The sequence below is a fragment of the bacterium genome, assembly GCA_023150945.1.
In the GTDB taxonomy this organism is placed as follows: domain Bacteria; phylum Zhuqueibacterota; class Zhuqueibacteria; order Zhuqueibacterales; family Zhuqueibacteraceae; genus Coneutiohabitans.
Genome location: JAKLJX010000003.1, coordinates 1 through 26,743 on the forward strand (window position 1 = coordinate 1; position 26,743 = coordinate 26,743).

At 60.6% G+C, this 26,743-nt stretch carries 24 protein-coding genes; 16 read left to right on the plus strand and 8 right to left on the minus strand.

Translation table 11 applies throughout. The features are described from left to right. Positions 1 to 138 precede the first annotated feature (138 nt). Positions 139 to 1,110 carry a MerR family transcriptional regulator gene (locus tag L6R21_05315; GenBank protein ID MCK6558598.1) on the minus strand — a complete coding sequence of 324 codons (972 nt, stop codon included), beginning with the start codon at positions 1,108 to 1,110 and terminating at the stop codon, positions 139 to 141. A gap of 494 nt (positions 1,111 to 1,604) precedes the next feature. Between L6R21_05315 and L6R21_05320 the strand changes: the two genes are divergently transcribed. From L6R21_05320 to L6R21_05385, 14 genes are all read left to right on the plus strand, one after another. Further along, positions 1,605 to 3,275 (plus strand): cryptochrome/photolyase family protein, encoded by a 1,671-nt coding sequence (locus tag L6R21_05320; GenBank protein ID MCK6558599.1) that lies wholly within the window; start codon positions 1,605 to 1,607, stop codon positions 3,273 to 3,275. After that, positions 3,272 to 4,720, plus strand: coding sequence for an SDR family oxidoreductase (locus tag L6R21_05325; GenBank protein MCK6558600.1), 1,449 nt, complete (start codon positions 3,272 to 3,274; stop codon positions 4,718 to 4,720). Before L6R21_05320 ends, L6R21_05325 begins: the two co-directional genes overlap by 4 nt. Before the next feature lie 9 nt (positions 4,721 to 4,729). Continuing rightward, positions 4,730 to 5,974 carry an FAD-dependent oxidoreductase gene (locus L6R21_05330; protein MCK6558601.1) on the plus strand — a complete coding sequence of 415 codons (1,245 nt, stop codon included), beginning with the start codon at positions 4,730 to 4,732 and terminating at the stop codon, positions 5,972 to 5,974. A gap of 315 nt (positions 5,975 to 6,289) precedes the next feature. Beyond that, entirely contained in the window at positions 6,290 to 6,724 is a 435-nt protein-coding gene (gene bcp / locus L6R21_05335) for a thioredoxin-dependent thiol peroxidase (protein MCK6558602.1), read from the plus strand. Between the two features lie 262 nt (positions 6,725 to 6,986). Then, complete coding sequence (locus tag L6R21_05340) at positions 6,987 to 9,311, plus strand: TonB-dependent receptor (GenBank protein ID MCK6558603.1); 2,325 nt, start codon at positions 6,987 to 6,989, stop codon at positions 9,309 to 9,311. 150 nt (positions 9,312 to 9,461) lie between these two features. Beyond that, entirely contained in the window at positions 9,462 to 9,947 is a 486-nt protein-coding gene (locus L6R21_05345; protein ID MCK6558604.1) for a tryptophan-rich sensory protein, read from the plus strand. A 670-nt stretch (positions 9,948 to 10,617) separates the two neighbouring features. Next, a complete protein-coding gene (locus tag L6R21_05350; protein ID MCK6558605.1) occupies positions 10,618 to 11,568 on the plus strand; it encodes an SDR family oxidoreductase in 951 nt (316 codons plus the stop codon). 11 nt (positions 11,569 to 11,579) lie between these two features. Continuing rightward, a complete protein-coding gene (locus L6R21_05355) occupies positions 11,580 to 12,227 on the plus strand; it encodes an NAD(P)-binding domain-containing protein (protein MCK6558606.1) in 648 nt (215 codons plus the stop codon). A 695-nt stretch (positions 12,228 to 12,922) separates the two neighbouring features. Next, on the plus strand, positions 12,923 to 13,432 hold the full coding sequence (locus L6R21_05360) for a GTP-binding protein (protein ID MCK6558607.1): 510 nt from the start codon (positions 12,923 to 12,925) through the stop codon (positions 13,430 to 13,432). Continuing rightward, positions 13,419 to 14,792: a sigma 54-interacting transcriptional regulator gene (locus L6R21_05365; protein MCK6558608.1), complete on the plus strand. Its 1,374-nt coding sequence runs from the start codon at positions 13,419 to 13,421 to the stop codon at positions 14,790 to 14,792. Before L6R21_05360 ends, L6R21_05365 begins: the two co-directional genes overlap by 14 nt. A gap of 210 nt (positions 14,793 to 15,002) precedes the next feature. Next, positions 15,003 to 16,271 (plus strand): threonine/serine exporter family protein, encoded by a 1,269-nt coding sequence (locus tag L6R21_05370; GenBank protein ID MCK6558609.1) that lies wholly within the window; start codon positions 15,003 to 15,005, stop codon positions 16,269 to 16,271. Positions 16,272 to 16,319: 48 nt separating this feature from the next. Then, entirely contained in the window at positions 16,320 to 16,823 is a 504-nt protein-coding gene (locus L6R21_05375) for a nucleoside deaminase (GenBank protein ID MCK6558610.1), read from the plus strand. Positions 16,824 to 16,971: 148 nt separating this feature from the next. After that, complete coding sequence (locus L6R21_05380) at positions 16,972 to 17,640, plus strand: nitroreductase family protein (GenBank protein ID MCK6558611.1); 669 nt, start codon at positions 16,972 to 16,974, stop codon at positions 17,638 to 17,640. 150 nt (positions 17,641 to 17,790) lie between these two features. Further along, on the plus strand, positions 17,791 to 18,717 hold the full coding sequence (locus L6R21_05385; GenBank protein MCK6558612.1) for a proline dehydrogenase family protein: 927 nt from the start codon (positions 17,791 to 17,793) through the stop codon (positions 18,715 to 18,717). Between the two features lie 127 nt (positions 18,718 to 18,844). Here L6R21_05385 and L6R21_05390 read toward each other — a convergent pair whose 3' ends face one another. Next, the gene (locus L6R21_05390; GenBank protein MCK6558613.1) at positions 18,845 to 19,213 is read right to left on the minus strand and encodes a helix-turn-helix transcriptional regulator; all 369 of its coding nucleotides are present in this window, start codon (positions 19,211 to 19,213) and stop codon (positions 18,845 to 18,847) included. Positions 19,214 to 19,344: 131 nt separating this feature from the next. Here L6R21_05390 and L6R21_05395 point away from each other — a divergent pair, with 131 nt between their 5' ends. Both L6R21_05395 and L6R21_05400 read left to right on the plus strand, forming a co-directional pair. Continuing rightward, positions 19,345 to 20,091, plus strand: a complete 747-nt coding sequence (locus tag L6R21_05395; protein MCK6558614.1) for a type 1 glutamine amidotransferase domain-containing protein — start codon at positions 19,345 to 19,347, stop codon at positions 20,089 to 20,091. Between the two features lie 578 nt (positions 20,092 to 20,669). Then, positions 20,670 to 21,287 carry an NAD(P)-binding domain-containing protein gene (locus tag L6R21_05400; GenBank protein MCK6558615.1) on the plus strand — a complete coding sequence of 206 codons (618 nt, stop codon included), beginning with the start codon at positions 20,670 to 20,672 and terminating at the stop codon, positions 21,285 to 21,287. A 240-nt stretch (positions 21,288 to 21,527) separates the two neighbouring features. Here the strand turns inward: L6R21_05400 and L6R21_05405 are convergent, their stop codons facing one another. The 6 genes from L6R21_05405 to L6R21_05430 form a co-directional block, all read right to left on the minus strand. Beyond that, positions 21,528 to 22,391 (minus strand): NTP transferase domain-containing protein, encoded by an 864-nt coding sequence (locus L6R21_05405; GenBank protein MCK6558616.1) that lies wholly within the window; start codon positions 22,389 to 22,391, stop codon positions 21,528 to 21,530. Next, complete coding sequence (locus L6R21_05410) at positions 22,388 to 23,485, minus strand: GHMP kinase (protein ID MCK6558617.1); 1,098 nt, start codon at positions 23,483 to 23,485, stop codon at positions 22,388 to 22,390. Before L6R21_05410 ends, L6R21_05405 begins: the two co-directional genes overlap by 4 nt. Before the next feature lie 137 nt (positions 23,486 to 23,622). Continuing rightward, positions 23,623 to 23,841, minus strand: a complete 219-nt coding sequence (locus L6R21_05415; protein MCK6558618.1) for a hypothetical protein — start codon at positions 23,839 to 23,841, stop codon at positions 23,623 to 23,625. Between the two features lie 81 nt (positions 23,842 to 23,922). After that, positions 23,923 to 25,023, minus strand: coding sequence for an ABC transporter permease (locus L6R21_05420; GenBank protein ID MCK6558619.1), 1,101 nt, complete (start codon positions 25,021 to 25,023; stop codon positions 23,923 to 23,925). A gap of 56 nt (positions 25,024 to 25,079) precedes the next feature. Continuing rightward, the gene (locus L6R21_05425; GenBank protein MCK6558620.1) at positions 25,080 to 25,814 is read right to left on the minus strand and encodes an ABC transporter ATP-binding protein; all 735 of its coding nucleotides are present in this window, start codon (positions 25,812 to 25,814) and stop codon (positions 25,080 to 25,082) included. Continuing rightward, entirely contained in the window at positions 25,804 to 26,727 is a 924-nt protein-coding gene (locus tag L6R21_05430; protein MCK6558621.1) for an ABC transporter ATP-binding protein, read from the minus strand. Before L6R21_05430 ends, L6R21_05425 begins: the two co-directional genes overlap by 11 nt. Between the last annotated feature and the right edge of the window lie 16 nt (positions 26,728 to 26,743).

Sequence of the window (26,743 nt, forward strand, 5' to 3'; positions counted from 1 at the left end):
CAACAGCAAAAGAACAATAAATCAAAATCACCCCAGTTCTCACAAATTTGGGTAACATTTAATTTTGAGGCAACGGGACGGGATCAGCGCAGATCAGGACGGTGGAAGCTATGGCAAAGGCCTGCTGATCAGGTGAGTTCATTCCGCCGGTGGCGGCGGTGCGGTGGCCAGAGGCGCGTCGGGCTGGCGGCGAAAGCCGGCCAGTCTCTCGCGGAAATCCGCGAGCACGCAAATTCGTTCCGCGCCGATTTCGTCCAGCACCCGGTGGTAGCTCTGCGCGGCCCGGCCGCCGACGATGATGGCGATGGCGGGATGCAAATAGTGCCGCAATCGGCGCAGCTCGTGTTCCAGGAGAGGATCATCATCCGGATAGACGACGCTCAACGCCACGATTTGCGCCTGGTTGAATTCCAGCGCCGCAGCAATTTCCTCGGCGGGCAGGTTGGGGCCGAGGTAGGTTGTCCGCCATCCCATAGCCGAGGCGGTGGCGGCCGCCAGAATCGCGCCCAACTCGTGAATCTGGCCGGCGGGCGTTGTGATCACCATGTTGGGAGCGCCCGGCAAGGCCTCTTGTGGACTGCGAATCGTTGACCAGAAGGACCGGATCGCTGCAGTGAGCAGATGCTCATGCACCACTCGCAAGGTTCCCACCTGCCACAACTCGCCCACCTCGTGAATGAGCGGCACCAGGACTTGATCGATCAAAACCGGCCGGCTCAGCGCCACCGCAGCGCGCGCGATGGCGCGTTCCAATTCCATCGCATCCAGGCGCCGCACTGCTGCCAGGCAAGCCTCGACGTGCACGGAGTCCTGCGCGGCGGGCGCAGATGACATCGCCGACCTTTGCGCGTTCAGCACACTCGCGACCGCCGGTTCGCGCGCCGGTGCGCCTTCCAACGCGATGAGTTGGCGCAATCTTTCCGTCGGCAACTTTGCGACGTGGCCGATGCCGTGGCCCAGGTCAACCGCCTTGCGCAGCAGAGTGAAGCGCTCGATATCTGCTTCGGAGTACATGCGGCGGTTGGTATGCGAACGCTGCGGCACAACTGCGCCATACCGGCGTTCCCAGATTCGAATCACGTGCGGAGAAAGCCCTGTACGACGCGCCACGATGTTTATCGGATACCTGTTCTCTCTGTCCATAGTTTTGAAGATAACATTATGTCTAATATTTGTCAATATAAATTTTCGATTTATCGCTAGTTGACAAATCACAGTTCAAAAAATTAGCAAAATATTATTGACAAATATTAGACAAAATGCTATATTGCGCCAGTGTTTTAGAAACGTCAGCCATCACCGAAGTCTGCAAGATCTGGCGGCCGGTGTTGACAAAAGTGTGAAGCAACAAGGGGTGTTCGTCGGCAGCAGTTGGCGCAAGCGGCCGTGACTGCACGCAGTGAGTTCAAGGCGGTTGATTCATCATAACAAAAGAAGCTGAGAACCTCATGCCAGTGAAAACCATGAGTGATTGCATGTGAACGTTCAGAAAAATATGAGAGGTTCGATCTGATCTCGAAGTTCTCGGTTTTCTTACCTGACGGCGGTTGGAACCTCTTTCCTCCCGCCGTCTTTTTTGTGTTCACGATCTGATTCGAAAATCCATGCGCCGGTTTTACCAGCAACTCAACCGCACCGCGCTCGCTTCCGCCAACCGCCGCTGGCTGTTTGTGCCCTATGACCAGCTTGCGGGCCAAATCGGGCCGGTCGGCCGCGAGAATCCTCGCGAGCTTGGCATTGTGGTGATTGAAAACACCTGGAAAGCGAGCCGGCGGCCCTATCATAAACAAAAGCTGGCTTTGCTGCTGGCAAATTTGCGCCACTTTGCGGTAGAACAGGCCAGCCGTGGCGTTGCTGTCCGTCATGTCGTAGCTGCCGCGCCCTATTGCGAAGCCCTGCGGCCTTTGGTGGCTGAGCTTGGCCCGCTGCGCGTCATGGAGCCGGCCGAACGTGAGCTGCGGGTCGACCTCCAGCCGTTGATTGATGAAGGTGGACTGCAAGTGATTCCGCACGAGGGTTGGCTGACCACCACTGCGCAATTCTTCGCCAGCAGAAGCAAGGGAGGCGCCTGGCGCATGGACGCCTTCTACCGTCACGTTCGCCGCGCGAGCGGTATCCTCATGAAAGACGGCAAACCGTTGGGCGGCAAATTCAGCATGGACGCGGCCAATCGCCAGCAGTGGAAAAACGGCCCAGCCGCCCCGGCGCTTCCGGTTTTTACTCCCGATGACCTCACCGGCGAAGTCGCAGAACTGATCGAAACGCGCTTTGCGCATCATCCCGGCCGGCTGGACTTGCGCATGTTGCCCGCGAGTCGCGAAGACGCAGAGGCGTTGTGGGATTGGGCAAAGCGTGAATGTCTGCCGCTCTTCGGGCCTTATGAAGACGCCATGTCCGCCCGCTCGCGCAGCTTGTTTCATACCCGGCTCTCCGCTTTGTTGAATCTGCAGCGCCTGTTGCCCGCGCGTGTGGTCAATGAGGCCGAGAATCTCGACATTCCTCTCGCGAGCAAAGAGGGCTTCATTCGGCAGATTCTGGGATGGCGTGAGTTCGTGCACCACGTGCACGTGGCCACGGATGGTTTCCGCCGACTCCCGGACAGGGAGATTGCCGTGGCCGCTTCACCGGGCGATGCTGGCTATCAACGCTGGGCCAATCCGCAATGGCGCGCTTCCCATCTCCCAGGTGCGGCCGATGAGGGCGGCGCGATGCCGGCTTTCCTGGGCGGAACCACACCGCTGCCGCCGGCGTTTTGGGGCCAGCCCTCGGGACTGGCCTGCCTCGATGAAGTCGTGCAAGGCGTTTGGGAAGAAGGCTACAGCCATCACATTACCCGCCTGATGGTGCTGGCCAATCTCGCCACGCTGCTCGACGTGTCGCCGCGCGAACTGACCGACTGGTTTTGGGTAGCCTACACCGATGCCTATGATTGGGTGGTCGAGCCGAATGTCTTGGGCATGGGCACGTTCGCGATCGCGGATTTGATTACCACCAAGCCTTATGTCGCAGGCGCAGCGTATCTTCATCGCATGAGCGATTATTGCCGTGAGTGCCGCTTTGATCCCAAATCGAGTTGTCCGTTCACGCCGTTGTACTGGGCCTTTCTCGGCCGGCACGAAGCGAAACTGCGACACAACGACCGGCTCAAACTCGTGCTGGCCGCGCTGCGCAAACGCCCTGCCCATCGGCGCCGGCGCGAAGCGCAGGTGTTTGAGCATGTGCGCAGCACTTTGCGCGATGGCGAAGCGCTGAATCCCGCAGGAATGCCGGCATGAGTGGCTCCTCTCAACCATTGCTGCTTCTGACTGGCGCCACCGGCTATGTCGGCGGCCGCCTGTTGAAAGCGCTCGAAGCCAGGGGATTCCGGGTGCGCTGTCTGGCGCGCCGTCCCGAATTTCTGGCAGCGCGAGTTGGCGCCAACACCGCGATTGTCAAGGGGGATGTGTTGGAGGCGAGTTCGCTGCCGGCGGCGCTCGCAGGTGTGCACACGGCCTATTACATGGTTCACTCCATGGGTTCGGCCGGCACCTTCGAGGAGCAAGACCGCCGCGCGGCGCGCAATTTCGCCGAAGCAGCCCGTCGCGCCGGTGTGCGCCGCCTGATCTATCTGGGCGGCTTGGGCAAGGACGATGCCCTTTCCCCGCATCTCGACAGCCGCCAGGAAGTCGGACGCCTCCTGCGTGAGTCGGGTGTGCCGACGGTGGAACTGCGCGCCTCGATCATCATCGGCTCGGGCAGCCTGTCTTTCGAAATGATTCGCGCGTTGGTGGAAAAACTGCCGGTGATGATTACGCCACGCTGGACGAGCTCGCTGGCGCAACCCATCGCGATCGAAGACGTGATTGCCTATCTCATGGCCGCGCTGGAAGTGCCGGCGGAAGGCGTCTTCGAAATCGGCGGCGCCGACCAGGTTTCCTATCTTGATCTCATGAAAGAATACGCCCGCCAGCGCGGCTTGCAGCGCCTGATCATTCCGGTGCCCATGCTCACCCCGCGGCTGTCGAGCTTGTGGCTGGGTTTGGTGACGCCATTGTACGCGCGCGTCGGCCGCAAATTGATCGACAGCGTGCGGCATGACACGGTGGTCACTGACCAGCGCAGTCTGGCTACCTTCGCCATTCAACCGCGCGGCATCCGTGCCGCCATTGCCCGGGCGCTGGCGCATGAAGATCGTGAGTTTGCTGAGACCCGCTGGTCGGATGCGCTGTCTTCTCCCGGTCAGCTTCGCAGTTGGGGCGGCGTCAAGTTCGGCACGCGGCTGGTGGATTCACGCTCGGCACAGGTGACCAGCTCTCCGGCTGCGGCCATGGCGCCGATTCGCCGCATCGGCGGAAAGACCGGGTGGTATTACGGCAATTGGCTGTGGCGTCTGCGCGGGTTCATTGATTTGCTGTTCGGCGGCGCGGGGCTGCGCCGCGGCCGCCGCGATCCGGAGTGGCTCGCGCCCGGTGACACGGTGGACTTTTGGCGCGTCGAGGCTTTTGAACCTGACCGGCTGCTGCGTTTGTCAGCGGAGATGAAAGTGCCGGGCCGCGCCTGGCTGCAGTTCGAAGTCGAGCCGCGCGCGGGCGGTGCCAGCGTGCGGCAAACGGCGATCTTCGATCCCGCCGGAATTTTGGGCTTATTGTATTGGTATGCGCTGTATCCCCTGCATGAAATCGTGTTCGCCGGCATGTTGCGCGGCGTGGTGCAGGCGATTGACCAGAAGGAAAAAAAGTGAGGGCGGCCGATGTCTGACGCTGAAGTCATCATCATCGGCGCGGGGCTGGCCGGCCTGTGCTGTGCCCGGCGCCTGCAGGCAGAAGGCGTTCCGTACCTGCTGCTCGAGGCCGCGGACGCTGCCGGTGGCCGCGTGCGCACCGACGAGTTGGAAGGATTCCTGCTCGATCGCGGCTTTCAAGTCTTGTTTACGGCTTATCCCGAGGCCGCGCGCACGCTTGATTATGCCGGCCTCGATTTGAAGCCTCTCTACCCCGGGGCGCTGGTGCGCCATGGCGGCCGATTTCACCGCCTCGCAGATCCCTGGCGCCGGCCGTTCGACGGCATCAGAACTCTCTTCTCGCCGGCCGGAACGCTGGCCGACAAGATCAGGATGGCGGCGCTGCGGCGCCGTGTGCGCAACACTGCGCTGGAAGACCTGCTGCAACGGCCGGAAACCTCGACGCGGGAAGCGCTGCATGCTGCCGGCTTCTCCGCGAAGATCATCACGCGTTTTTTCCAGCCGTTTTTCGGTGGAATTTTTCTCGAGCCGGAATTGGAAACCTCCAGCCGCATGTTCGATTTCGTGTTCCGCATGCTGGCTGCGGGAGAAACCGCGCTGCCGGCGCGGGGCATGGGCAGCATTCCGGCGCAACTCGCCGCGGCCTTGCCCGCGGCAGCCGTGCGCTGGCATTGCCGCGTGAACCGGATCACAACGAACACCGTCACGCTCGACACCGGCGAGCGGCTGACGGCGCGCGCCATCGTCATCGCCACGGACGGCCCGGAAGCAACGCGCTTGTGGCCCGAACTGCCGGCGGTGCCGATGCAGCGGGTGTTGTGCTTCTATTATGCCGCACAACAAGCACCCCTCGAGGAACCGATTTTGCTTTTGAATGGTGAGGGAGATGGCCCGGTCAACAATGTTTGCGTGCCCAATCTCGTGGCGCCGGACTATGCCCCGGCGGGCGCCCATCTGATTTCCGCAACGGTACTGAACACGGTATTGCAGGATGAAAAGCAGCTCGAGCTGTCGGTGCGCATGCAGCTTGCCAAATGGTTCGGCGTGCAAGCCCAACGCTGGCGTCTCTTGAAAATCTACCGGTTGGCGCACGCCCTGCCCCGGCAAGTGCCGCCGGCGCTGCAACCGCCGCAACGGCCTGTCCGCTTGCGGCCCGGACTTTACGTCTGCGGTGATCACCGTGACAATGCTTCGATCAACGGCGCCATGGTCTCCGGCCGCCGCGCCGCCGAGGCGATTCTCGCGGAGCTGTAGGAGCAAGGCGGCGCCGCACCGGCTCAAAGAAGTTGGGAATGATTTCAGTCAAAACCATTATGGGCACAACCATCTGCTCGGCTGTCGTGCTGAAAATTGTTTGCCATGGATTAACTTGTTAGGAGAAAGCTCATGCCCACCATGACTCTCAAATCCTCCAAGGCGGCCGCCAAACCTGCTGCCAGCCGCCCACCTGCGCCCGCGCGATCAACCGCCAAACCGCCGGCAACGCGCAAGCTCACGCCCGGCTCGTCCCGCACCGCCGCGACTGCCGGACAAAGCAACGGCAACGGTACCTCGCTCACCGCCGGGCAAATCGCGCCGGATTTCGCTCTGCCGGACGATCGCGGTCAGCTCGTGCGTCTGTCAAACTACCGTGGCAGAAAGGTCGTGCTCTACTTCTATCCGGAAGACGACACCCCGGCGTGCACGCGCGAAGCCTGCGCCTTCCGTGACCGCTTCGGCGATATTCAGTTGCACGGCGCCGTCATTTTGGGCGTGAGCGCCGATCCGGTGGAATCACACCGGAAGTTCAAAGCCAAGTATCGCCTGAATTTCCCGCTGCTGAGTGACGCCGATCGCAAAGTGCTCAGGGCCTACGACGTTTGGCAGGAGAAAACCATGTTCGGCCGCACCTACATGGGCGTGGTGCGCTCGACGTTCATCATTGATGAAACCGGCCGCATCGCCAAAGTCTTCACAAAGGTGAAAGTCGATGGCCATGCTGCCGAAGTGGTGGCGACGCTGTGAATCTCCGCTCTGCGCGCGGCGGCGACGGTCCCGGCAATGGCGGGGAGTACGCGGCTGGCTGCGGGAGCACGTTCACCGCGCTGTCCTCCCGTTGTCTTTCCGAAGGAACCTGGTGAAGACTCAAGCACAACGCCGAGTACCTTGCAAGATTCCTGCGGAACGACGTTTTGAACAATTCATGCGAATCGAGGCACGCGCATACCCGTCTTGCGCTGTTGCCGTGCAAAAGGGCACTTCTATGGTAGATTTCAGATGGCAGGCAATGAGAACGATAGTTTTTGTGATGCTGCTGTTGAGTTTCAGCCTGGCGGCCTTTGGTCAACCGGCCGGCAGAATTGAAGGCCGCGTGATCGATGCCCGCAGCAAAGAGCCGCTGGCCGGCGCCAATGTCTTGGTGGTGGGCACCAGTTTGGGCGCCAGCGCTGACGTGGAAGGCCTGTTCGCCATCCCCAATCTCGCGCCGGGAACGTATCTGCTGCGTTTTTCTTTTGTGGGATATGAGAGTCTCACCAAGACCGACGTGGTGGTGACCGCCGCGCGGCCGGCGATTGTCAATGTGCAGATGGTGGAGAGTTTCCTGCAGCGGCAGGAGGTGGTGGTCACGCCCGGCTATTTCACCGAGGCCTTTGAAAGCCCGGTGAGCAGCACGCAGCTTGCCGCGGAAGAAATCCGGCGGTTTCCCGGCGGCTTCGAAGACATCGTGCGCACCGCCGCTGCCCTGCCGGGCGTCGCCGTGGTCAATCAAGGCGGCCGCAACGATCTGCTGGTGCGCGGCGGCGGGCCGTCGGAAAATCTCTACCTCATCAACAACATCGAAGTGCCCAACATCAACCACTTCGGCACGCAAGGCTCGAGCAGCGGCGCGCTCAGCTTCGTGAATCTGGATTTCATCGACCGGGTCGAGTTTTCCACCGGCGGGTTCGGTGTGCGCTATGGCGACAAGCTGTCGTCCGTGCTCGCGCTCGACACCCGGCCCGGCCGGCGCGATCGCCTCGGCGGCGAAGCCACCATTTCCGCCACGCAATTCGGGCTCAATCTCGAAGGCCCGCTCAGCCGCCGCGGTGATTTTCTCTTTTCTGCCCGCCAAAGCTATCTTGATTTGATTTTCAAGGCCGCCGGCCTGCCGTTCATCCCGGTCTATACCGATTTCAACTTCATTGCCGACTTGGATTTCTCCCCGCGCAGCAAGCTCTCGTTTCTCGGGCTGGCCGCCCTCGATCGCGTCGATCGCGATCAAAGCAGTCTGGAAAACCGCGTCACCAACGCCGGCATTCTGGACAATACCCAAAATCAAATCATCGCCGGCGCCAATTGGCGTCGCGTGCTGGGCCGCGGCTTCTTCGATCTCACCGCCAACCTCAACTACAACGGCTTTCGCTTCAGCCAGATTGACGAATTCGACCGTGAGTACTTCAATAGCCGCGCCGACGAAACCGAATTGAATGTCAAACTGACTTCCTATCTCGGCCTGAAGCGCGGCGGCGGCCTGTATGCCGGCCTCGCGCTGAAGAACATCATCAATGATAACACCACGGTTTTTGCCGACACGGTTTATGATCGCAGCGGCCGGCGCGTCCCAGTAGGCAGTCTCGGCATACCGGCCGCAAACGTCATCGATCTCACCACGCAGAAATATGCCGCCTATGCCGAGTGGGAGCAAAAGCTCTCTCCGTGGTTCAATTTCAACCTTGGCCTGCGCGGCGACGTGTATGCGTTTCTCGACGAGTCCTTTTATCCCTCCGCGCGGCTGGCGGTGGGCTTCAAGCCGGCGGAGAATGTCAAATTCAAAGGCAGCCTGGGCCGCTACTACCAATCGCCCTCCTACGTGTGGGTGGTCAATCCGGTCAACCGCACGCTGCAAGCGCTGCGTAACGACGCGGCCATTTTCGGCATGGAATATTTGCTACGGCCGGACGTCAACTTCTCGATTGAATCCTACTATAAACGCTATCGCGACCTGCCCACCGGCACTGTCGCCGGCCGCACGGATTATCTCGTGCTCACCAACACCGGCGTGGGCTATGGTGGCCGGGAGGATGATTTCCAATCGTTCGGCTATTTCCCCCTGGTCTCGCAAGGCCGGGGCAGAGCCTACGGTTTCGAAGTGTTGCTGCAGAAGCGCTTCTCTGAAGTGCCCTGCTACGGCCAGATCAGCCTGGGCTACAACCAGAGCGAGTACACCGCGGCCAACGGCGTGAGCTATCCCGGGCAATTCGACCAGCGCTGGATTTTCAATCTCTCCGGCGGCTATGTGTTCAATTCCAAATGGGAATTCAGCAGCAAGTTTCGCTTCTACACCGGCGCGCCGTTCACGCCGGTTTATCTGCCTGCTCAAAACGGCGGTGAGATTCAAAACCTGCCGGAGGAATATCTCTCACGCCGCCTGGCCGCCGGCCACCACCTCGATGTGCGCGTGGATCGCCGCTTCAACTTCAGCGGCTGGGCGATGATTCTGTTCCTCGACATTCAGAACATTTACAATAACCGCGTGCAGCGCCGGCCGAGCTATGATTTCTGGGAAAATCGCATCGACGATCGCGATGACCTCGGCCTTTTGCCTTCGCTTGGCATCAGCGCCGAATTTTGAGGAGCTGAGAGGTGACGCGGAATCAGCCACAGCCAAATTCGAACTGCGCAGCCGCACAGGACGCCAGCTCTGTCTTGCTTTGCGTTCCTGGGGTCTGCGCGGCTCATAAAAATCCTCGCGGGCGTGATCGTTTTTTTGGGACAACACCATATGAATCAATTACCATTGAAAGACGGCCTGGGCCTGTTGCTTTTTCTCGGCCTCAGCTTCGCGGCGGCACTGATCGGCGGCCTGTTTACCGGCGCGGCGATCGATTCGTGGTATGACGCCATTGCCAAGCCGTCCTGGACGCCGCCGGACTGGATCTTCGGACCGGTGTGGACGCTGCTTTACCTCGCGATGGCCGTGGCAGCGTGGCTGGTGTGGCGGCAGGCCGGATGGTCGCAGGCTGCAACCGGCCTGACACTGTTTTTCATTCAACTGGTGCTCAATGCCGCGTGGTCGGCGCTGTTCTTCGGCGCGCGCAACCCCGGACTCGCATTCGCCGAGATCGTGCTGCTGTGGTGCGCGATACTGGCGACCTTGCTCGCGTTTTGGCGCGTGCGGCCGCTGGCGGGCATGCTCTTCGTTCCCTATCTTGCGTGGGTGACTTTTGCGGCGGTACTCAACTACGCCATCTGGCGATTGAATTCGTAGCGCGTGCTTTCTGCCGGCAAGGCGGGCGTGAAAGTTTCTGCGGAGTAATACTGGCATTTCACCCAGTGTTTTCAAGGGTTCTCTCGTATTGACAAGGTTGCGCAATCAAGCTCACACCGTAATGCGAACAAATTTCAACCCAAAGAAAATCGCCAACTGATGGAAACCACCCAACCGATGGAGAAGATTTGTATCGGTTGGGTTGTTTTCATCAGTTGGAAATACTTCTTTGCTTGCAAGAATTCAGTCATTTGAAAAACCGCCCGGGCGCTCAGAGCCTTATGAAGCCCCCGTTCGACGAAGGAATTCAACAACCAAAGTTGATTCGAATCAGGAACGCCCGGGCGGTGGGTTTCTTCAACTGGCTAATCATTTGCCTTTGCTGTTGAGACAACAACTTCACTTTGAAGGAGCCAGCTCCCCCTCTCCGTTCAGGAGGGCGAGTTACAGCCATTCTCTTGATTCGCTTTCTTTTTTCTCTCGCAGGCGCGGGGCTGGCGGAAGTGAGTTGTGGCCAGAATCGCTTGGGCCGCTCCTGAAATGTCACCCGCGTAGGATCTTGTGACGTGTTCCGCAAGCTGCCCGCAATTCCACTCATTCGCTGCGTGCAGGGCAGCATGAATAAAAAAAATGTTCAAGGGAGCAGAGTCAGTTAACCGCAGAGAATCTCATGTCCAACGCCCATAGCGTTCACGTGGTTTTTGGCGCGGGCCCGCTGGGTCTGGCGGTGGTGCGCGCGCTGGTGCAGCGCGGCCGCCGCGTGCGCTTGATCAATCGCAGCGGCCAGGCCCCCGCACCGGCGGGCGTCGAGGTGATGGCTGCCGACGCCACGGTTGCGGAGGTGACCCGCGGTTTGTGCCAGGGCGCCACGGCGGTGTTTCAGTGCGCGCAGCCGCCCTATCACCAATGGCCGGAGCTGTTTCCGCGCTTGCAGGCCGGCATTTTGGCGGGCGCCGCTGCCAGTGGTGCGAAATTGATTGCGGGAGAAAATCTCTATATGTATGGTGATGCCGGCCGGCCGCTGACCGAGGATTTGCCTCATCGCGCCAGCACGCGCAAGGGCCGCACGCGCGCGCAAATGGCTGAAACGCTGCTTGCCGCGCATCACGCCGGCACGGTGCGCGTCAGCATCGGCCGCGCCTCGGATTTTTTCGGACCCGGCGTGCTGGATTCGGTCATGGGCGATCGCGTCTTTCCCGCGGCTCTGCAAGGCCGCAAGGCCTCCGCGTTCGGCAATCTGGATTTGCCGCACACCTACACCTTCATTGATGATTTTGGCGAGGCGTTGGTGCGCTTGAGCGAACGGGAGGAGGCACTCGGCCAGGTGTGGCACGTGCCCAATGCCGAGACGGTAACGACACGCGCATTCATCGACATGGTCTTCGCCGAAGCCGGCCATCCCAGCCGTATGAGCGGCATGGGGAAAACCATGTTGCGGCTGGGCGGTTTGTTCATCCCACCGGCGCGCGAGATGGTCGAGATGATGTATGAATTCGAAAAGCCGTTTGTGGTGGATCACGGCAAGTATGCGAAGCTGTTTGGCAATCACGCCACGCCCTTGCGCGCAGCCATCCGCCAAACGCTGGCATGGTATCGGGATCATCTGCACATCAAAAACTGAAAGGAATGCGCATGCGCATTGGAATTTTGGGCACGGGCATGGTCGGCCGCGCCCTTGGTACGAAATTGCTCGAGCGCGGCCATGCCGTCAGAATGGGCTCGCGTACCGCCAACAATGAAAAAGCGGCGACGTGGGCGCAGGCCGGCGGCACAAACGCTTCGCACGGCACGTTTGCGGAGGCCGCCGCCTTCGGTGAAATTCTCTTCAATTGCACCTCCGGCATGGCCTCGCTGGCCGTGCTGCAGCAGGCGGGCGCAGAAAATCTCGCAGGCAAGATCTTGATCGACATCGCCAATCCGCTCGATTTTTCCAAGGGCATGCCGCCCACACTGTCAGTGTGCAACACCGATTCGCTGGGCGAGCAGATTCAGCGCGCCTTTCCCGGCCTCAAAGTGGTGAAAGCGTTGAATACCATGAACTGCAACGTCATGGTCAATCCCGGCCTGCTCAGCGAGGCACATGATGTCTTCATCAGCGGCAACGACGCCCAAGCCAAGGCCGCAGTCACCGGGCTGCTGCAGCGCGAGTTTGGCTGGCAATCGGTAATCGATTTGGGCGACATCAGCACGGCGCGCGGCACCGAGATGATGTTGCCGGTGTGGGTGCGGCTGTGGGGCGTCCTGCAGACACCCAACTTCAATTTCAAGATCGTGAAGTGAGGCCTCCCGCCCGCGCGGCGTTCGGGTGAATTCGTGTTTGTCCGAAATCGTTCCAACCTTGGCTGAGCCGAGGTTTCTAAAACGCCAGGCGTTGTGAAGACTCCGAGGATTTTGATGCAACGGCCAAGCCGTTGCAGGAACATACTCTGTTCGTGATTTCGGACGGACACGAATTTGCCCGAGAACGATTCAACCTTGGCTCAGCCGAGGTTTCTGATACGCCGGGCGTCGTGAAGACTCAGATGATTTTTATGCAACGGCCAAGCCGTTGCAGGAACATCCACTCCAGAGTTCGCGATTTCGGATTGATACGAATTCGCATGTGCTGCCGCGGCCTCCCTGTCCCGCCGGCGCCTATCTGTCCACGACGGCCTGTTCTCCTGCCCCGACAGCCGGCCTTTTCTTCTCCACGTCCCGAATGTCCGCGCCTCCACTAAGTCCGTCTGAAAATGGTCCAACCTCGACTGAGCCGAGGTTTCCAAAACGCCGGGCGTCGTGAAGACTCCGAGGATTTTGATGCAACGGCCAAGCCGCTGCCGGAACGCGAGGATTTTCATGCGACGGCCACCCCTTTGCCGGAACGCTTTCAGCAAGAGGCTGCGATTCCGAAGGGACAAGAATTACCTTTTGCTTTTTCGGCTGTGCCCAGCTATATTTTGCGGCATTGTAACAGACGCGCTTCGGTCATCACAACTATGCCTTCTCTCCAGAAAAAAATCTGTCTGCTCGGCACGTTTGGCGTGGGCAAGACCAGCCTGGTGCGGCGCTTCGTTGAAAATCACTTCGAAGACAAGTACCTCTCCACCATCGGCGTGAAAGTGAGCCGCAAGCAACTGGCCGTGGCCGCCGGCACGCTTGATTTGCTGGTGTGGGATATCGCCAATGCCGATGAATTGGGCACGGTCGAGAAAAGCTACTTTCGCGGCGCGCAGGGCGCGCTGGTGGTACATGATCTCACGCGCCCGGAATCGTGCGAGCGTCTGGCCGTTTATTGCAGGCGCTTTCTCGAAGTTGCTCCGCGCGCGCGCCTGGTTTTTGCCGGCAACAAGCTCGATTTGATCGAAGCACCGCAACCTTCCCCGGAAGAGTACCTTCAATTCACCGCCGGCTTTTCCGCTCCGCATTTTTTCACCAGCGCCAAGACCGGTGCGCAGGTTGAGCAAGCTTTTCAAGCCCTGGCGGAGGCCATCCTTGCTGCGCCTTGACGACTCCCTGGAGCGCCTGCTACAGGCGCACGACCTCGGCTTTGCGATCCTTGACCGTGAGCTGCGGATCGAAGCATTCAGCGAGTTGTTCGGCCGCTTGGTTTTGCGCGGTGAAACCGCTGCGGCCGGCCGCCAGCTTGCCGAGCTTTATCCCGAAATGGCCGGCCTGCAGGAGGAAGCTGAGCGCCTGCTGGCTGCGCCCGGCGCGATCTTCGCGCTGGTCTGCGTGAATCGCGATACGGCGGCCGGGGAAACGCGTCTGCTCGATCTCAACCTCACCCAACTCAGCGCAGCACCCGGGAAATTGCTGTTCACGGTGCAGGACCGCACCGAACAGCGCCGGCTGCAACAGCAGGTCAGGCAGCAGCGCAATGAATTGCTGCTCATGCAATCCGCGTTGGGCGCGCAGCAAGATGCCTTGGCGAAAACGCTGCTGGGCCGCTCGCCGGCGATACAGCAACTGCAGTCCCGCCTGCACAAAGTGGCGCAATCACCCGCTGCCACGATTCTGCTGCAGGGCGAAAGCGGAACCGGCAAGAGCCACGCCGCCCGCCTGATTCATCAGCTCACGCATCAGACACAGGCGCCGTTCGTCGAAGTCAACTGCGCCGCGCTGCCGGAAAATCTGTTGGAAGCCGAGCTATTCGGCTTCGAAAAGGGCGCCTTCACGCACGCCGTCAAAGCCAAGCCCGGTTTGATCGAAGCGGCCGCGGGCGGCACGCTGTTCCTGGATGAGATCGCCGAGTTGCCGCCGAATCTGCAGGCCAAGCTGCTGCACGTCATCGAAAACCGCACCTTTCGCCGCCTGGGCAGCACGCAGGAACGGCAGGTACAGTTGCGCTGCATCGCCGCGACCAATCGCGACTTGACCGGTGCGGTAGCCGAGAAAAAATTCCGCGAAGACCTCTTCTATCGCCTCAACGTGGTCAGTCTCACCTTGCCGCCCTTGCGTGAGCTGGGTGAGGATATTCTCCTGCTCGCGGATCATTTTCTCAAAATCTACAACCTCGATTTCAAGCGGAACGTCACCGGATTCTCCGCCGAGGCGCGGCGCGCGCTGCGGGCCCACCACTGGCCGGGCAACGTGCGCGAGCTGCGCAATCTCATCGAGCGCGCCATGATCTTCTGCGAAGGCACGGTTCTGCGGCTGGCTGATTTGGCCCTCCCGCCGCCCACCGAGGAACCCGCGCCGCTCTCGTTCTCCCTGCCGGCCGAAGGCCTGCAGCTCGAAGATATGGAGAAATCCCTCTTGCAGCAGGCGCTGCAGCGTGCCGGCGGAAACAAGACCCGCGCCGCCGCCTTGCTGGGCTTGAGCCGCGATACCCTGCGTTATCGTTTGGAAAAGTTCGGCATCGATTGACTTGGCCAGCGCGGCGCGGCCGCAACGGTGAGCTGGTGTCTGTAACGAAGTGTTTCGACTTCGGCTGAGCCGCCGGCGCCAAAATGTCCAACGTCGTGGGAACTCTGATGATTTTGATGCAACGGCCCAGCCGTTGCGGGAACATTCTCTCGAAAGTTCGCGATTGCGGACGGACACGAGCTGGAACACCCAATCCCGTCGCCTGCCTTCATGCCAACAATCCGATCCCCGCAACCGTTTGCCTCCAATCAGACCGCGCTTATAGCCGCGGAAACACGCAGTGACCCGCGTATCGTTTTCATGGTCAAACTCAGCCAGGCGCTGCACCGCTACGGCGTGCCGGCGCATCGGCTGGAGCAGGGCATGAACTCGGTGGCGCAGCGGCTGGGCCTGCCCGGCAGCTTTTTCGCGACGCCCACCGGCATCTTTGCTTCCTTCGGGCTGCCGGAGGAGCATCGCACCAGCTTGATTCGCATCGAGGCGAGCGAAGTCAATCTCGAAAAGCAAGCGCGGCTGGATGATTTGATGCACGAGGTGATTCACAGCCGGGTGAGTGTGGCTGATGGCACGCAGATGATCGACCGCATCGTGGCGGCGCCGCCGCGTTTCGGCCCGCTGCTGAGCACATTGTGTTTTGCCCTGGCCTCGGGCGCGGCCGCGCGCTTCCTGGGCGGCGGCTGGCGTGAAATTCTGGTGACCATGATAACCGGCTTTTTGGTCGGCGGCCTCGCCCTGGTGATGGGGCGTCGCCCGGAAGCCAGCAAGGTGTTCGAATCGACCGCGGCGATCCTGGCCTCGGCACTGGCCATGCTTGCCGCGCGGGTTCTGCAACCATTTTCAACCTATCTGACCACTCTCGCCAGCTTGATCGTACTGGTGCCCGGCCTCACGCTGACGGTCGCCATGCGCGAGCTGGCCACGCGCAATCTCGTCTCCGGTTCGGCGCGCTTGACCGGCGCGGCTTTGCTCTTTTTCCAGCTCGGATTCGGTGTGGCGTTGGGTTCGCAAGTGAATCGGCTGCTGCCGCCGGTTTCCCTGGCGGAAGCACCGGCGCCATTGCCGGCCTGGACGCTGGCGCTGGCGCTGTTGGTTGCGCCGCTGGCGTTCACCGTGCTGTTTCAAGCCCGCCCGCGCGAGGCCGGCTGGATCATGCTTGCCTGTCTGATCAGCTTCAGCGGCGCGCGTGCCGGTGCCGCGATCCTGGGGCCCGAGTTGGGCGTGTGCCTGGGCGCCATTCTGACCGGCGCTGCCGGCAACCTCTACTCCCGCTGGTTGAATCAGCCGGCAGCCATTACCATGGTGCCGGCTTTGATGATGCTGGTGCCCGGCAGCCTGGGTTTCGGCAGCCTGGCCAAGTTCATCGAGAAGGATGTCATCTCAGGCGTGACCACGGCGTTCAGCATGGTCCTCATTGCGGTGGCTTTGGTCACCGGTTTGCTGATCGCCAATGTGATCGTGTCGCCGCGCCGCACGCTCTGAAGGGCACGGTTTTGAAGTCTGCCCTGTGAACCAACCAGGAGGCTTGCCATGACGACTGAAAACGCCCATGATCTCCGGCATCTGCGCCGCGCCGTGGCGCTGGCGTTGCAGGCCGAGAAGCTGGGCAATTTGCCGATCGGGGCGCTGCTCACGCTCGGCGAGACAGTGATCGCGGAGGCCGGCAATGCCATGCTGGTGCCGCATTATCATCCCGGCCGCCATGCGGAGATCGAAGTCTTGCGCGCGGTGCCGGCGGAATTGTGGCCGCGCAGCCGGGAGATGACTTGCTATACCACTCTCGAACCCTGCCTGATGTGCATGGGCGCGCTGTTGCTGCATGGCGTCGGCCGCGTGGTTTTTGGCGCAGTGGATCCTGCCGGCGGTGCCGGACCCGTGCTGGCGCATTTGCCGAGTTACTATGCCGGCGGCGCAGGCGTGCCGCAGTGGATCGGCCCGCTGCTGCCGGAGATCTGCGATGCGCTATTTCAGCGCGCCCTGGAGAAATTCGATCCGCTCGTGGTCGGCAATCAGCGCTTGCGCGACGCGCGCTGACGGTCGAAGCGGATTCGACGGGACGCGCGTGCAGCAATGCTGCAAATCCTGCTCAACCGGTCATGATGAATTTCTGGAATTTACTCCACCTGCACGGCATGATCGGCGCCGGCGAAGTGCGCTGCTCATTCATTTCAAGGAGACGGCCATGAGCACCCCCGAGTTTGTGCCGCTCGCTTCCTACCGCGAATATCCGCCCGCCAAGATGGCCCAGCGCGCCGCGGCTTTCCGCGCCGAGCTGCAGCGCCGGCGCAGCGTGCGCCACTTTGCCGCACGGCCGGTGCCGCGCGGCGTGATTGAAGACTGCCTGCTGGCCGCCGGCAGCGCGCCGAGCGGCGCCAACCTGCAGCCCTGGCATTTTGCCGCGGTCAGTGATCCCGCGATCAAAAGCCGGATTCGCGCGGCCGCGGAGAAGGAAGAACACGAATTTTACCACCATCGCGCGCCGCAGGAATGGTTGCAGGCGCTGGCGCCGCTGGGCACGGATGAGCACAAACCCTACCTCGAAGACGCAGCCTGGCTCATTGCCATTTTTGCGCAAAGCTACTCGCGGTTGCCTGACGGCGGCATAGTCAAGAACTACTATGTCACCGAGTCGGTCGGCATTGCCACCGGCATGTTGCTCACCGCGATTCATCACGCCGGGCTGGTGGCCCTCACGCACACGCCCAGCCCCATGGGATTTTTGAACCGCATTCTGGCGCGGCCGGAGAATGAACGCCCGTTTTTGCTGCTGGTGGTGGGCTATCCGGCGGAACTGGCGGTCGTGCCGAGAATCAGCAAAAAGCCGTTGCACGAAATTGCGACGTTCGTGTGAATCATCAAGGCCGGCAATCACACATAGTCATCATCGGAATCGTAAAGTCATTGGGAGCGCGGAAAGAGACTTCTTGATGTCACAACGCTGCGGTCGCAGCGTCGCTGCGGAGAGAGAGAAAAAAAACGTATTGGAAGGGAGGAGAATACGATGAGTTTCGCCCGCAATGCCTTGTTGTGGATTTCAGAGAATCGCACGCTGCGTCAAAAGCTGCCGCGCTACGCCTTTGTTCGCCGCGCCGTGTCGCGTTTCATGCCCGGCGAAGAATTGGCCGACGCCCTGCAGGCCGCGGCGAATCTGCGCGAAAAAAAGATCGGCACCATTCTCACCCGCCTGGGCGAAAATGTGTCCAACGCCGCGGAAACCCACGAGGTGACCGAGCACTATCTCGCGGCGCTGCCGGTGATTCAACAACGCGGCCTGGATGCCCGCATTTCCGTGAAACTGACCCAGCTCGGATTGGACGTTGATGAGGAGTTGTGCCGCCAGAATCTCTCTGCCCTCGTGGCAGGGGCGGCAGCGGTGGGAAATTGGGTGTGGATCGACATGGAGCAAAGTGCCTATGTCGAGCGCACGCTGGCGCTCTATCGGCGGGTGCGCACGCAGCATGCAAACGTGGGCGTTTGTCTGCAGGCATATCTCTACCGCACCAAGGATGATCTCGCCGCCTTGCTGCCGATCGCGCCGGCCATTCGTTTGGTGAAGGGCGCCTATCGCGAACCTGCCGCGATCGCCTTTCCCCGCAAAGCCCAGGTCGATGCCAATTTTCTCGCCCTCACCGAGATCCTGCTTGCGAATGTGAAACCGCGCGGCGTCAGCGTGGGCATTGCGACGCACGATCAGGTCCTGATCCACCAGACGCAGCAAATGGCGGAGGCCTTCGGCTTGGCCCCGGCCGACTATGAGTTTCAACTGTTGTACGGCATACAAACCGCGGAACAACTGCGCCTCGCTGCCGCGGGCTATCGCATGCGCACGCTGATCAGCTATGGCAGTTATTGGTTTCCCTGGTACATGCGCCGCCTGGCGGAACGGCCGGCAAATGTTCTCTTTGTCTTGAAGAATCTGTTTTCATGAAGCGAGACCAACCGCAGCGTTTGGCAAGATTGAGCTCAATCGGGATCAATCAACAATCCCAGACGAACGCGAGTCTGCGGCAAGGCTTCACCAAGTGAGCCTGGATTTTCAGCAGTGGGACGTGCCCTCATGCCGCTGGTTTTACCGCTCCCTGCTGTTTCAGCAGTTTCACGATCCTGGCATGATGGGTGACGCCCCAGCCGGCAATGCTCTCGAGAATCGGTTTGAGCGTGCGGCCAAACGGACTCAAGGCATATTCAACGCGCGGCGGCACTTCGGCGTAAACCGTGCGCGCCACCAGGCCATCCTTCTCCAACTCGCGCAATTGCTGCGTCAGCATTTTCGCGGTGATGCCGGGCAGCGCCCGTTTCAGCCCGCCGAAGCGCACGATCTCCTGCTGATGCAGCTTCCACAAGATGCGCGGTTTCCACTTCCCGCTGATCAATTCCAGGCTGGTTTCCACCGGGCAGGCATGAATGCGGCCAAGGCAGCTCATGGGTCTCCTCAGTATCGTTTTGGATAGTAGGTACCGGAAAAGTGCATACTTGACGAATCGAGAGCAGTTTAATACATTGCGCGCAACAAATCAAGCTTGTTGTCTGCACTTTTCTCTGGAGGACGATGCGTATGAGCGCGAACATCGATGTCTTGAACCCCGACCAGCCGAAGCGCGTGTTGATGGTCGTGGCCAACCCCGCGGTTTCGCAAACCACCGGCTGGCCCATTGGTTTTTGGGCGGCCGAATTGACCCACCCGTATTACGAGTTCACCGAAAAGGGCTATCAGGTTGAGATTGTCAGCCCGCAAGGCGGCAAACTGCAAATCGATTCGTTCAGTGATCCGCGCGACACCAGTGGCTACTCGGCGCATGATCTGATCAGCATGGGCTTTTTGAGCACGCCACAACTCGCCGCGCTGCTGGACGAGACGCGCAGCATCGCTGCCGTGAAAATCGCGGACTATGACGCGCTGTTTCTCGCCGGCGGCCAGTCGCCGATGTACACTTTCATCAATGACACGAAACTGCACCAGTTCGTGGCCGGTTTCTATGAAGCCGGCAAGGTCGTGGCCATTGTGTGTCACGGCACCTGTGTGCTGCTGAAAACCAGGCTCTCCAGCGGCAAGCTGCTCGTCGAAGGCAAAACCTGGACGGGCTTCGCCAATTCCGAAGAGCAATTTGCGGACGCGTTTGTCGGCAAGCGCATTCAGCCGTTTTGGATCGAAGACGAGGCGAAGCAGATTCCCAACACCAACTTCATTGTGAGCGGCCGCTTCAAGCCGTTTGCAGTGCGCGACGGCCGCTTGATCACCGGGCAGCAACAATATTCCGGGGCCGCCGCGGCCAGGTTGGTGATCGAAGCCCTGGGGGTGTGATGAGCGTTCGGCGTGGCGCCTGCAGGCGCAGTGTCGGATGAACTTTCAACGTCCGCAGGCGCTGCGACGATGACGCTTGCACTGCTGCAATCACGCAGCTCTGGACTTCGGCAGCAGCCCACCAGCGGCCGGAGCTGCCAACCTGAAGCCACACCATACTCCTACCCTGTTGTTCGAGTTTGAATGAACAGTCTATTTGAGAGGTCGGTGGTCAGGAACCTGTGCGGAAATGAGCGTTGCGCCTGGGGATTCACCAGGCCACAAGGCGCTCAGAGTTGGAATGAGATTTTGAAAGTCTATGGCAGAATGATTCATCGGTAGAACGATTTGAAATAATTCTGTCGAGAAATCATCCTGCCAAGGCTTTTTTCGGCGAGGCTCGATTACTTCGGCGCATTGCGGCGGAAGAACCTTATCTCCGATGGCCACCGAAGACACCGAGTTTCGTGGAGCCGTTATTTGGTGCTGCGCAGAAGGTTTGATTCGCAGCTTGCCTGCAAAGCAGGGTGGTCCACTACTGGATGATAACCGTGGCGGAGGTACTGCTTGAAGCCACAATTTACATGCAAGAGGCCATTATGAAAATCGCTGTTATTGGTGCCGGCAATGTTGGCGGCGCACTGGCTCTGGCTTGGGCGCGGGCCGGCCATGAAATCGTTTTGGGTGTGCGAAATCCCGAGGATCACGAGATCAAAGCGCTGGTCGTGGCGCACCAGAACATCACTGCTGGCACCGTGCCCGAGGCCGCGAACGCTGCCGGGATCATTCTCGTTGCGGTTCCGGTTGCGGCGATCATCGACGTCGCCCGGGCGCTGGGCGAAGTGAAGGACAAGATCATCATCGATGCGACCAATTCGCTGTTTCAGAAGCCGGCGCCTTATGCGCACGGCGTGGAAGCCTTCAAAGCCGTGACCCGGTGCGCGGACGTGGTCAAATGCTTCAATTCCACCGGTTTCGAGAACATGGCCGATCCGCGTTATGGCGAAGTCAGCGCGGACATGTTTGTTGCCGGCAGCAGTTCAAGAGGCAAGGAATTCGCGCGGCAGCTCGCGCTGGCTGCCGGCTTTGCGGAATGCTATGATTTCGGCGGGGATGACAAAGTCGCGCTGCTCGAACAGTTCGCGCTGGCGTGGATCAACCTGGCGATCATGCAGAAGTATGGCCGCAGTATTACCTTCAAAATCCTGCGGCGCTAGTATTTTGTTACTTTGAGTTGTATAAGGGATTCCGAGTGTCATTCAGAAGGAATCTTGTGAGGCACCTGGCGCCGCGCTCGAATCTTCACAGGATCCTTGCAGGATGACATGGGTGGTGGCTGTACATTTCAAGGTAACAGACCACTAGCCTGCGCGGCATGAAATGGCTTACCCGGCGTTGCGCCGGCACGGCGCGTATCCAAGCTCACCTCAAACAAGAATCTCACCGGCGGCGCGAACTTACGCGCCGTGATGTTCTCGCTCCAAAAACTCTCTCACTGCGGTGATGTCGGAGGGCATTGTCAAGTCCGGCACGTGCTCGGCGCGGCGGATGGTGAACACCGCTTGCGGATTACGCTCCACCAGTAACTTCACCGCGGCCGGCAATTCTTTCTCCTGGCGCACGGGATGCAACGGCACTGCGGCGAGGCAGGGCAGAATGTCATCATAGGCGAAGCGGAACAGGTTCATGCTCACGCCCACGCGGCCGTCCTGATCCGCCAGTTGCACCAGCGTCGCGGGGTCGGGCTTTTCGATGATGTTGCGCAGGAATCCCCGGCTGTCTTTTTCAATCACCGCGAACTGGGCGATGCGTTCGGACGAAAACTGCAGCGCGGCGCGATCATAATCGATCATGGCGTTGGCATGCGTTTCCTGCAGCAGCCCGTGCAAGGCCGCGGTAGAGTAGAGGTTGTCGCTGTTGCACACGGTGAACGACTGCCCGCGCCAATCCGGCCGGGCAGCCAAACCGTGCCACAGCGCATCAGCAGTGCCCAGCGGTCGGGCGCGGCCGGGCGGGATCGGCTGCGCGGCATAGCCGAGGTTGAGCCGGTCGAACTGGCGCGCGCCGCCCTGATCGTAGTAGGCACGAATCGATTGATCTTTCTCACCGATGACGATCATCACCTCGCGGTAGCCGGCAGCGGCAACATTACGCAGCAAGTAATCGAGAAAGGGGCGCGCCTGCTCTCCCACGCCAATCATGGCCTTGGGTTTGGTGGCGGCCTCGTGCCGCAAGCCGGGCGGCAGCATGGCTTCGGCGGCGGCGTTTTTCATGCGTGATGAAATGCCGCCGGCAAGAATCACGAGGTTCGGCTGACTCATACACTCTCCGCTGCTGCGAGCTGCGTGCCGCAATCCACCTGCACGAGGTGGGCCTTTCCGCCTGCCGCCGTGATGGCGGCCGCCACTTTTTCTGGCTGCTCCGGGGCATAGACGAACATGCACCCGCCGCCCCCCGAGCCGTTGATCTTGCCGCCGTACGCGCCGGCGGCCAGGGCGGCGTCGAGCATACGGTCGATCTTCGGCGTGGAAATGCGAAGTTGGTCACGCAGAATGTTCTGACATTCATTCAACAAAGCGCCCAGGCGATGTTGGTCCACGCGCGGCTGCTGCAACAACGACCAGGCGGTGCGGGTCAAGTCGCGATTCGCCACGGTGCCCCACAGCAAAGCGGCTGATTCACGGTCGCAGCCGGCGGTGTAGCGGTCAAGTTCTGCCAGCGGCACGGTGTGCAACGAAAACGCCGGATGCTTTCTTTTGAGCTGCGCCACCCATGCCAGCACGCCGCTCTTGACGCGGGCAAGAATGGCGGTCGTGTCCTTCGGCTCGCCGGAATCGCCCAGCACAATGGTTCCCAATTGCGCCGGCAGTCGCTCGATCTGCAGTTCGGGATGAAACTCGATGCCGATTACGCCGCCCAGCGCCGTGGCGTAGTGATCCATCATGCCGCCCGGCTCGTGGAATTCCAGCACCTCGGCCGCGTGCGCCAGGGCCGCGCAGGCCGTGGGCGCGAGCGTGCGCTGCTGATCGCTCAAGCGCGCCAACAAATTTACCCAGGCCACCACCAGCGCCGAGGAGCTCGACGTGCCGGAGTTGATGGGAATATCGCCACGCACGAGGCCGCGCAAGCCGTGGGAGAAGGTGAAGCCGGCGCGCTGCAGCACATTCACCGCGCTGCGGAAATAATCGCGGGCGTCGCGATAAGGCACACAGTCCTCGATGGTGAACGCGACTTCGGCGTGCACGTCCGGCAGCGCGAGTTCGATGCGTTTGTCGTCACCGCGGTGGCCGCTGATGGTGATGCGCCGGGAAATGGCGCACGGAATCACCGGCAGATCGAGGTAATCTTGATGTTCGCCGAACAGGCACACCCGGCCGGGCGCAGAGGCGCTCAGCCGTTCTTGCGATTGCGTCATTGTGGCTTGCGTTGTCAAACTCGTGATACTGGCGGGCGGCCACAGCCGGCCGCAGGCTGCCTCAAAGTCCGCCAATATGCTGACGAGGCAGGAGAAAAGCAAGCTGCCTGAAAGGGGAGGATGAGTGGAGCAGAGCTTCAGGAAAAAGCATAGGCTGCAGCGGAACCGTGCGCCGGCATTTGCCGCTGCCAGTCATCCAGGGATTGATTGAAGGTGGTGATGTAGAGTTCGAAGCAGGGATTGCACTTTCTGAGATGCGTGCGGATGCGCGCTTTCTCGGTTCCAAAAACCGCACCGGCTACATAAGACGCAAATTCGCGGCTGCCCAGACATTCTTCGCGGGTACAGTCCAACATGATTGCCTCCTCTGAGTGTGTGTCCCAAATTCCAAGACACCGGAGGCACGGGAATTTCCTGCAAAAAATGCGGCGGGGTATTCAACTTTCCAGCGTCATTTTGAACTTGCGGACGCTGATTATCATCAGCAGCAGGCCAAAGCCGGCGAGAATGAGCAGAAAAGACCAGATCTCCGCGAGCGTGTTGCCTTTGAGCAACACGCCGCGAATGACGGGCAGGAAATAACGCGCGGGAACAACGTAGGTCACCCACTGCAGTATTTGCGGCATGCTGGCGATGGGAAAAATGAATCCGGAGAGCATGATGGTGGGCAGCAGCGAAGCGAGCAGGGCGGCCATCATCGCCACTTGTTGCGTGCGCGCCGCGGTGGAGACCAGCAGGCCCAGCGCCAGCGCCACGAACACGAACAGCAGCGCCGCAGCCAGAATCAAAACCAGGCTGCCGAGGATCGGCACTGCAAACCAGAAGTGGGCGACCAGCAGAATGAGGATGCCGTCCACGAACGCCAGCAGAATGTAGGGCACGACTTTGCCCGCCACGATTTCCAGCGGCCGCACCGGCGAAACCAAAATCTGCTCCATGGTGCCGGTCTCCTTCTCCCGCGCAATGGTGACACTGGTGAGCAGGGCGGAGATCATCATCAAGATCAAAGCCACCAGCGCGGGCACGAAGAAGTAGGAGCTTTTCAGGGCGGGATTGTAGGCGATGGTGGTGCGCACTTCAAAAGGCAGATCGCTGCCGCGCTCGAGGTTGTACAGTTGCAGAACCGCGGTGGCATAGTTGCGAATGCCCTGCGCCGTGTTGGAGTCGCTGGCGTCGACCAGCAACTGCACCGCGGCCGGCGCCGGCTGCGCCAGGCGGGACGCAAAATCGTGCGGGATGAGCAGCGCGAGCTTGGCCCGGCGCTGCTGGAACAGTTTGTCGATTTCCTCCGTCCCACCGCTGTAGTCCTTCACCGTGAAGAATCGGCTGCCGGCAAAAGCGCGCACCAGCTCGCGGCTGGCCGGTGTGTTGGAATGGTCGAAGACCGCCAGGTTGATATTCTGAATCTCCATGTTGATGGCGTAGCCATAGATCATCAACATCAACACCGGCATGGCAAACACGATCAGGAGTGTGCGCACGTCGCGCCGGATGTGGATGAACTCCTTGCGAATGATCGGGATGATGCGGGAGGACATGGAGTGATGGTCAGGTGTCAGTTATCAGTTATCAGTTATCAGTTATCAGTGATTGCTCATTTATCCACCAAATGAATGAAGACCTCTTGCATCGAGGCCTTCTGGTGGCGCTGTTTGAGCGCTTGCGGAGAGCCGAGTGCGATGATCTCGCCTTGATACATGATGGAGACGCGATTGCAGTATTCGGCCTCATCCATATAATGCGTCGTCACAAAAATCGTCTTGCCCTGCTGTGCCATATGATAGATCAAATCCCAAAAATTGCGGCGCGCTTCGGGATCGACGCCGCCGGTGGGTTCATCGAGAAAGACAATGGGCGGATCATGCAACAAGGCGCAACTGAGCGCCAGGCGCTGCTTGAAGCCGAGCGGCAGCGCGCGGGTGAGCATGCCGGCCTGCCGTTCCAGTTCCAACTCGCGCAACAGGCGGGTGCGCTGTTGCAGCAGGGTGGCGCGCGGCAGCCCGTAGATCCCGCCGAAGAACTCGATGTTTTCCGCCGGCGTCAAATCTTCATAAAGCGAAAACCGCTGGCTCATGTAACCGATGCGCTGCTTGATCTTTTCGTTCTCTTTGAAGAGGTCGAAGCCCGCCACCCGGCCGCTGCCGGAAGTGGGCAGCAACAGGCCGCACAGCATGCGAATCGCCGTGGTTTTGCCCGCGCCGTTGGCACCGAGAAAGCCGAAAATTTCGCCGGCCCGCACCTGGAGGTCGAGGTTTTTCACCGCGACAAACTTGCCGAAGTGCTTGGTGAGGGCGCGCGTCTCGACCGTGTAGGTAGGCTCAGGATTCATCGTTTTTCATCAACACCATGAACGTGTCTTCCATGCCGGGCGCAATGGGATGCATGTGGGTGATGGGATGCGGCGCCGCGGCGATGATTTCGGCAATGCGGCCGGCGGCCAACGGCGCGGCAAAACTGACATGCAAACGATCACCGAAGATTTGCACCGACTGACAGTCCGGCGCGCGCTTGAAATACGGCATCAGAAGCTGGGGAGCGGCAGTGACGACTTCATAAAGCGCGTCGGGAAAATGGCGGTTGATCAGTGCCGGCTCATCCAGCGCCAGCAGCCGGCCGCGGTGCATGAAGGCGACGCGATTGCACAACAGCGCTTCATCCATGTAGGGCGTGGAAACGAGGATGGTCACGCCCTCCGCGCGCAATTGCTGCAAGATTTCCCAGAACTCCCGCCGCGAAACCGGATCGACGCCGGTGGTCGGTTCATCGAGCACCAGAATCTGCGGCCGGTGAATCAGCGTGCAGGAGAGCGCGAGCTTTTGTTTCATGCCGCCGGAAAGCTGGCGCGCCAGGCGGTGCTGGAACGGCGCGAGTTTGCTGAAATGGTAGAGCTGCTGCAGCCGCTGCTCGCGCTCAGCCGCGGGCACGCCGAACAGATCCGCGAAGAAGCGCAGATTTTCAGCCACGGAAAGATCCGGATAAAGGGAGAAGCGCTGGGGCATGTAACCGAGAATGCTGCGTATCTGCGTCACGTCGCGGCGCACGTCATAACCGGCGAGGCGCATCTCGCCGGCCTCCAGCGTGAGCAGAGTGCAGAGCGTGCGCATGCAGGTGGTTTTGCCGGCGCCGTCCGGGCCGATCAGGCCGAACAACTCACCGGTGTTGATGGCGAGTGAGAGATGGTCGACGGCACGGATGGTGCCGTAGTGCTTGCTGAAATTACTGATGGTGATAAGCTCGGGCATTTCCACTCTGCGGCAG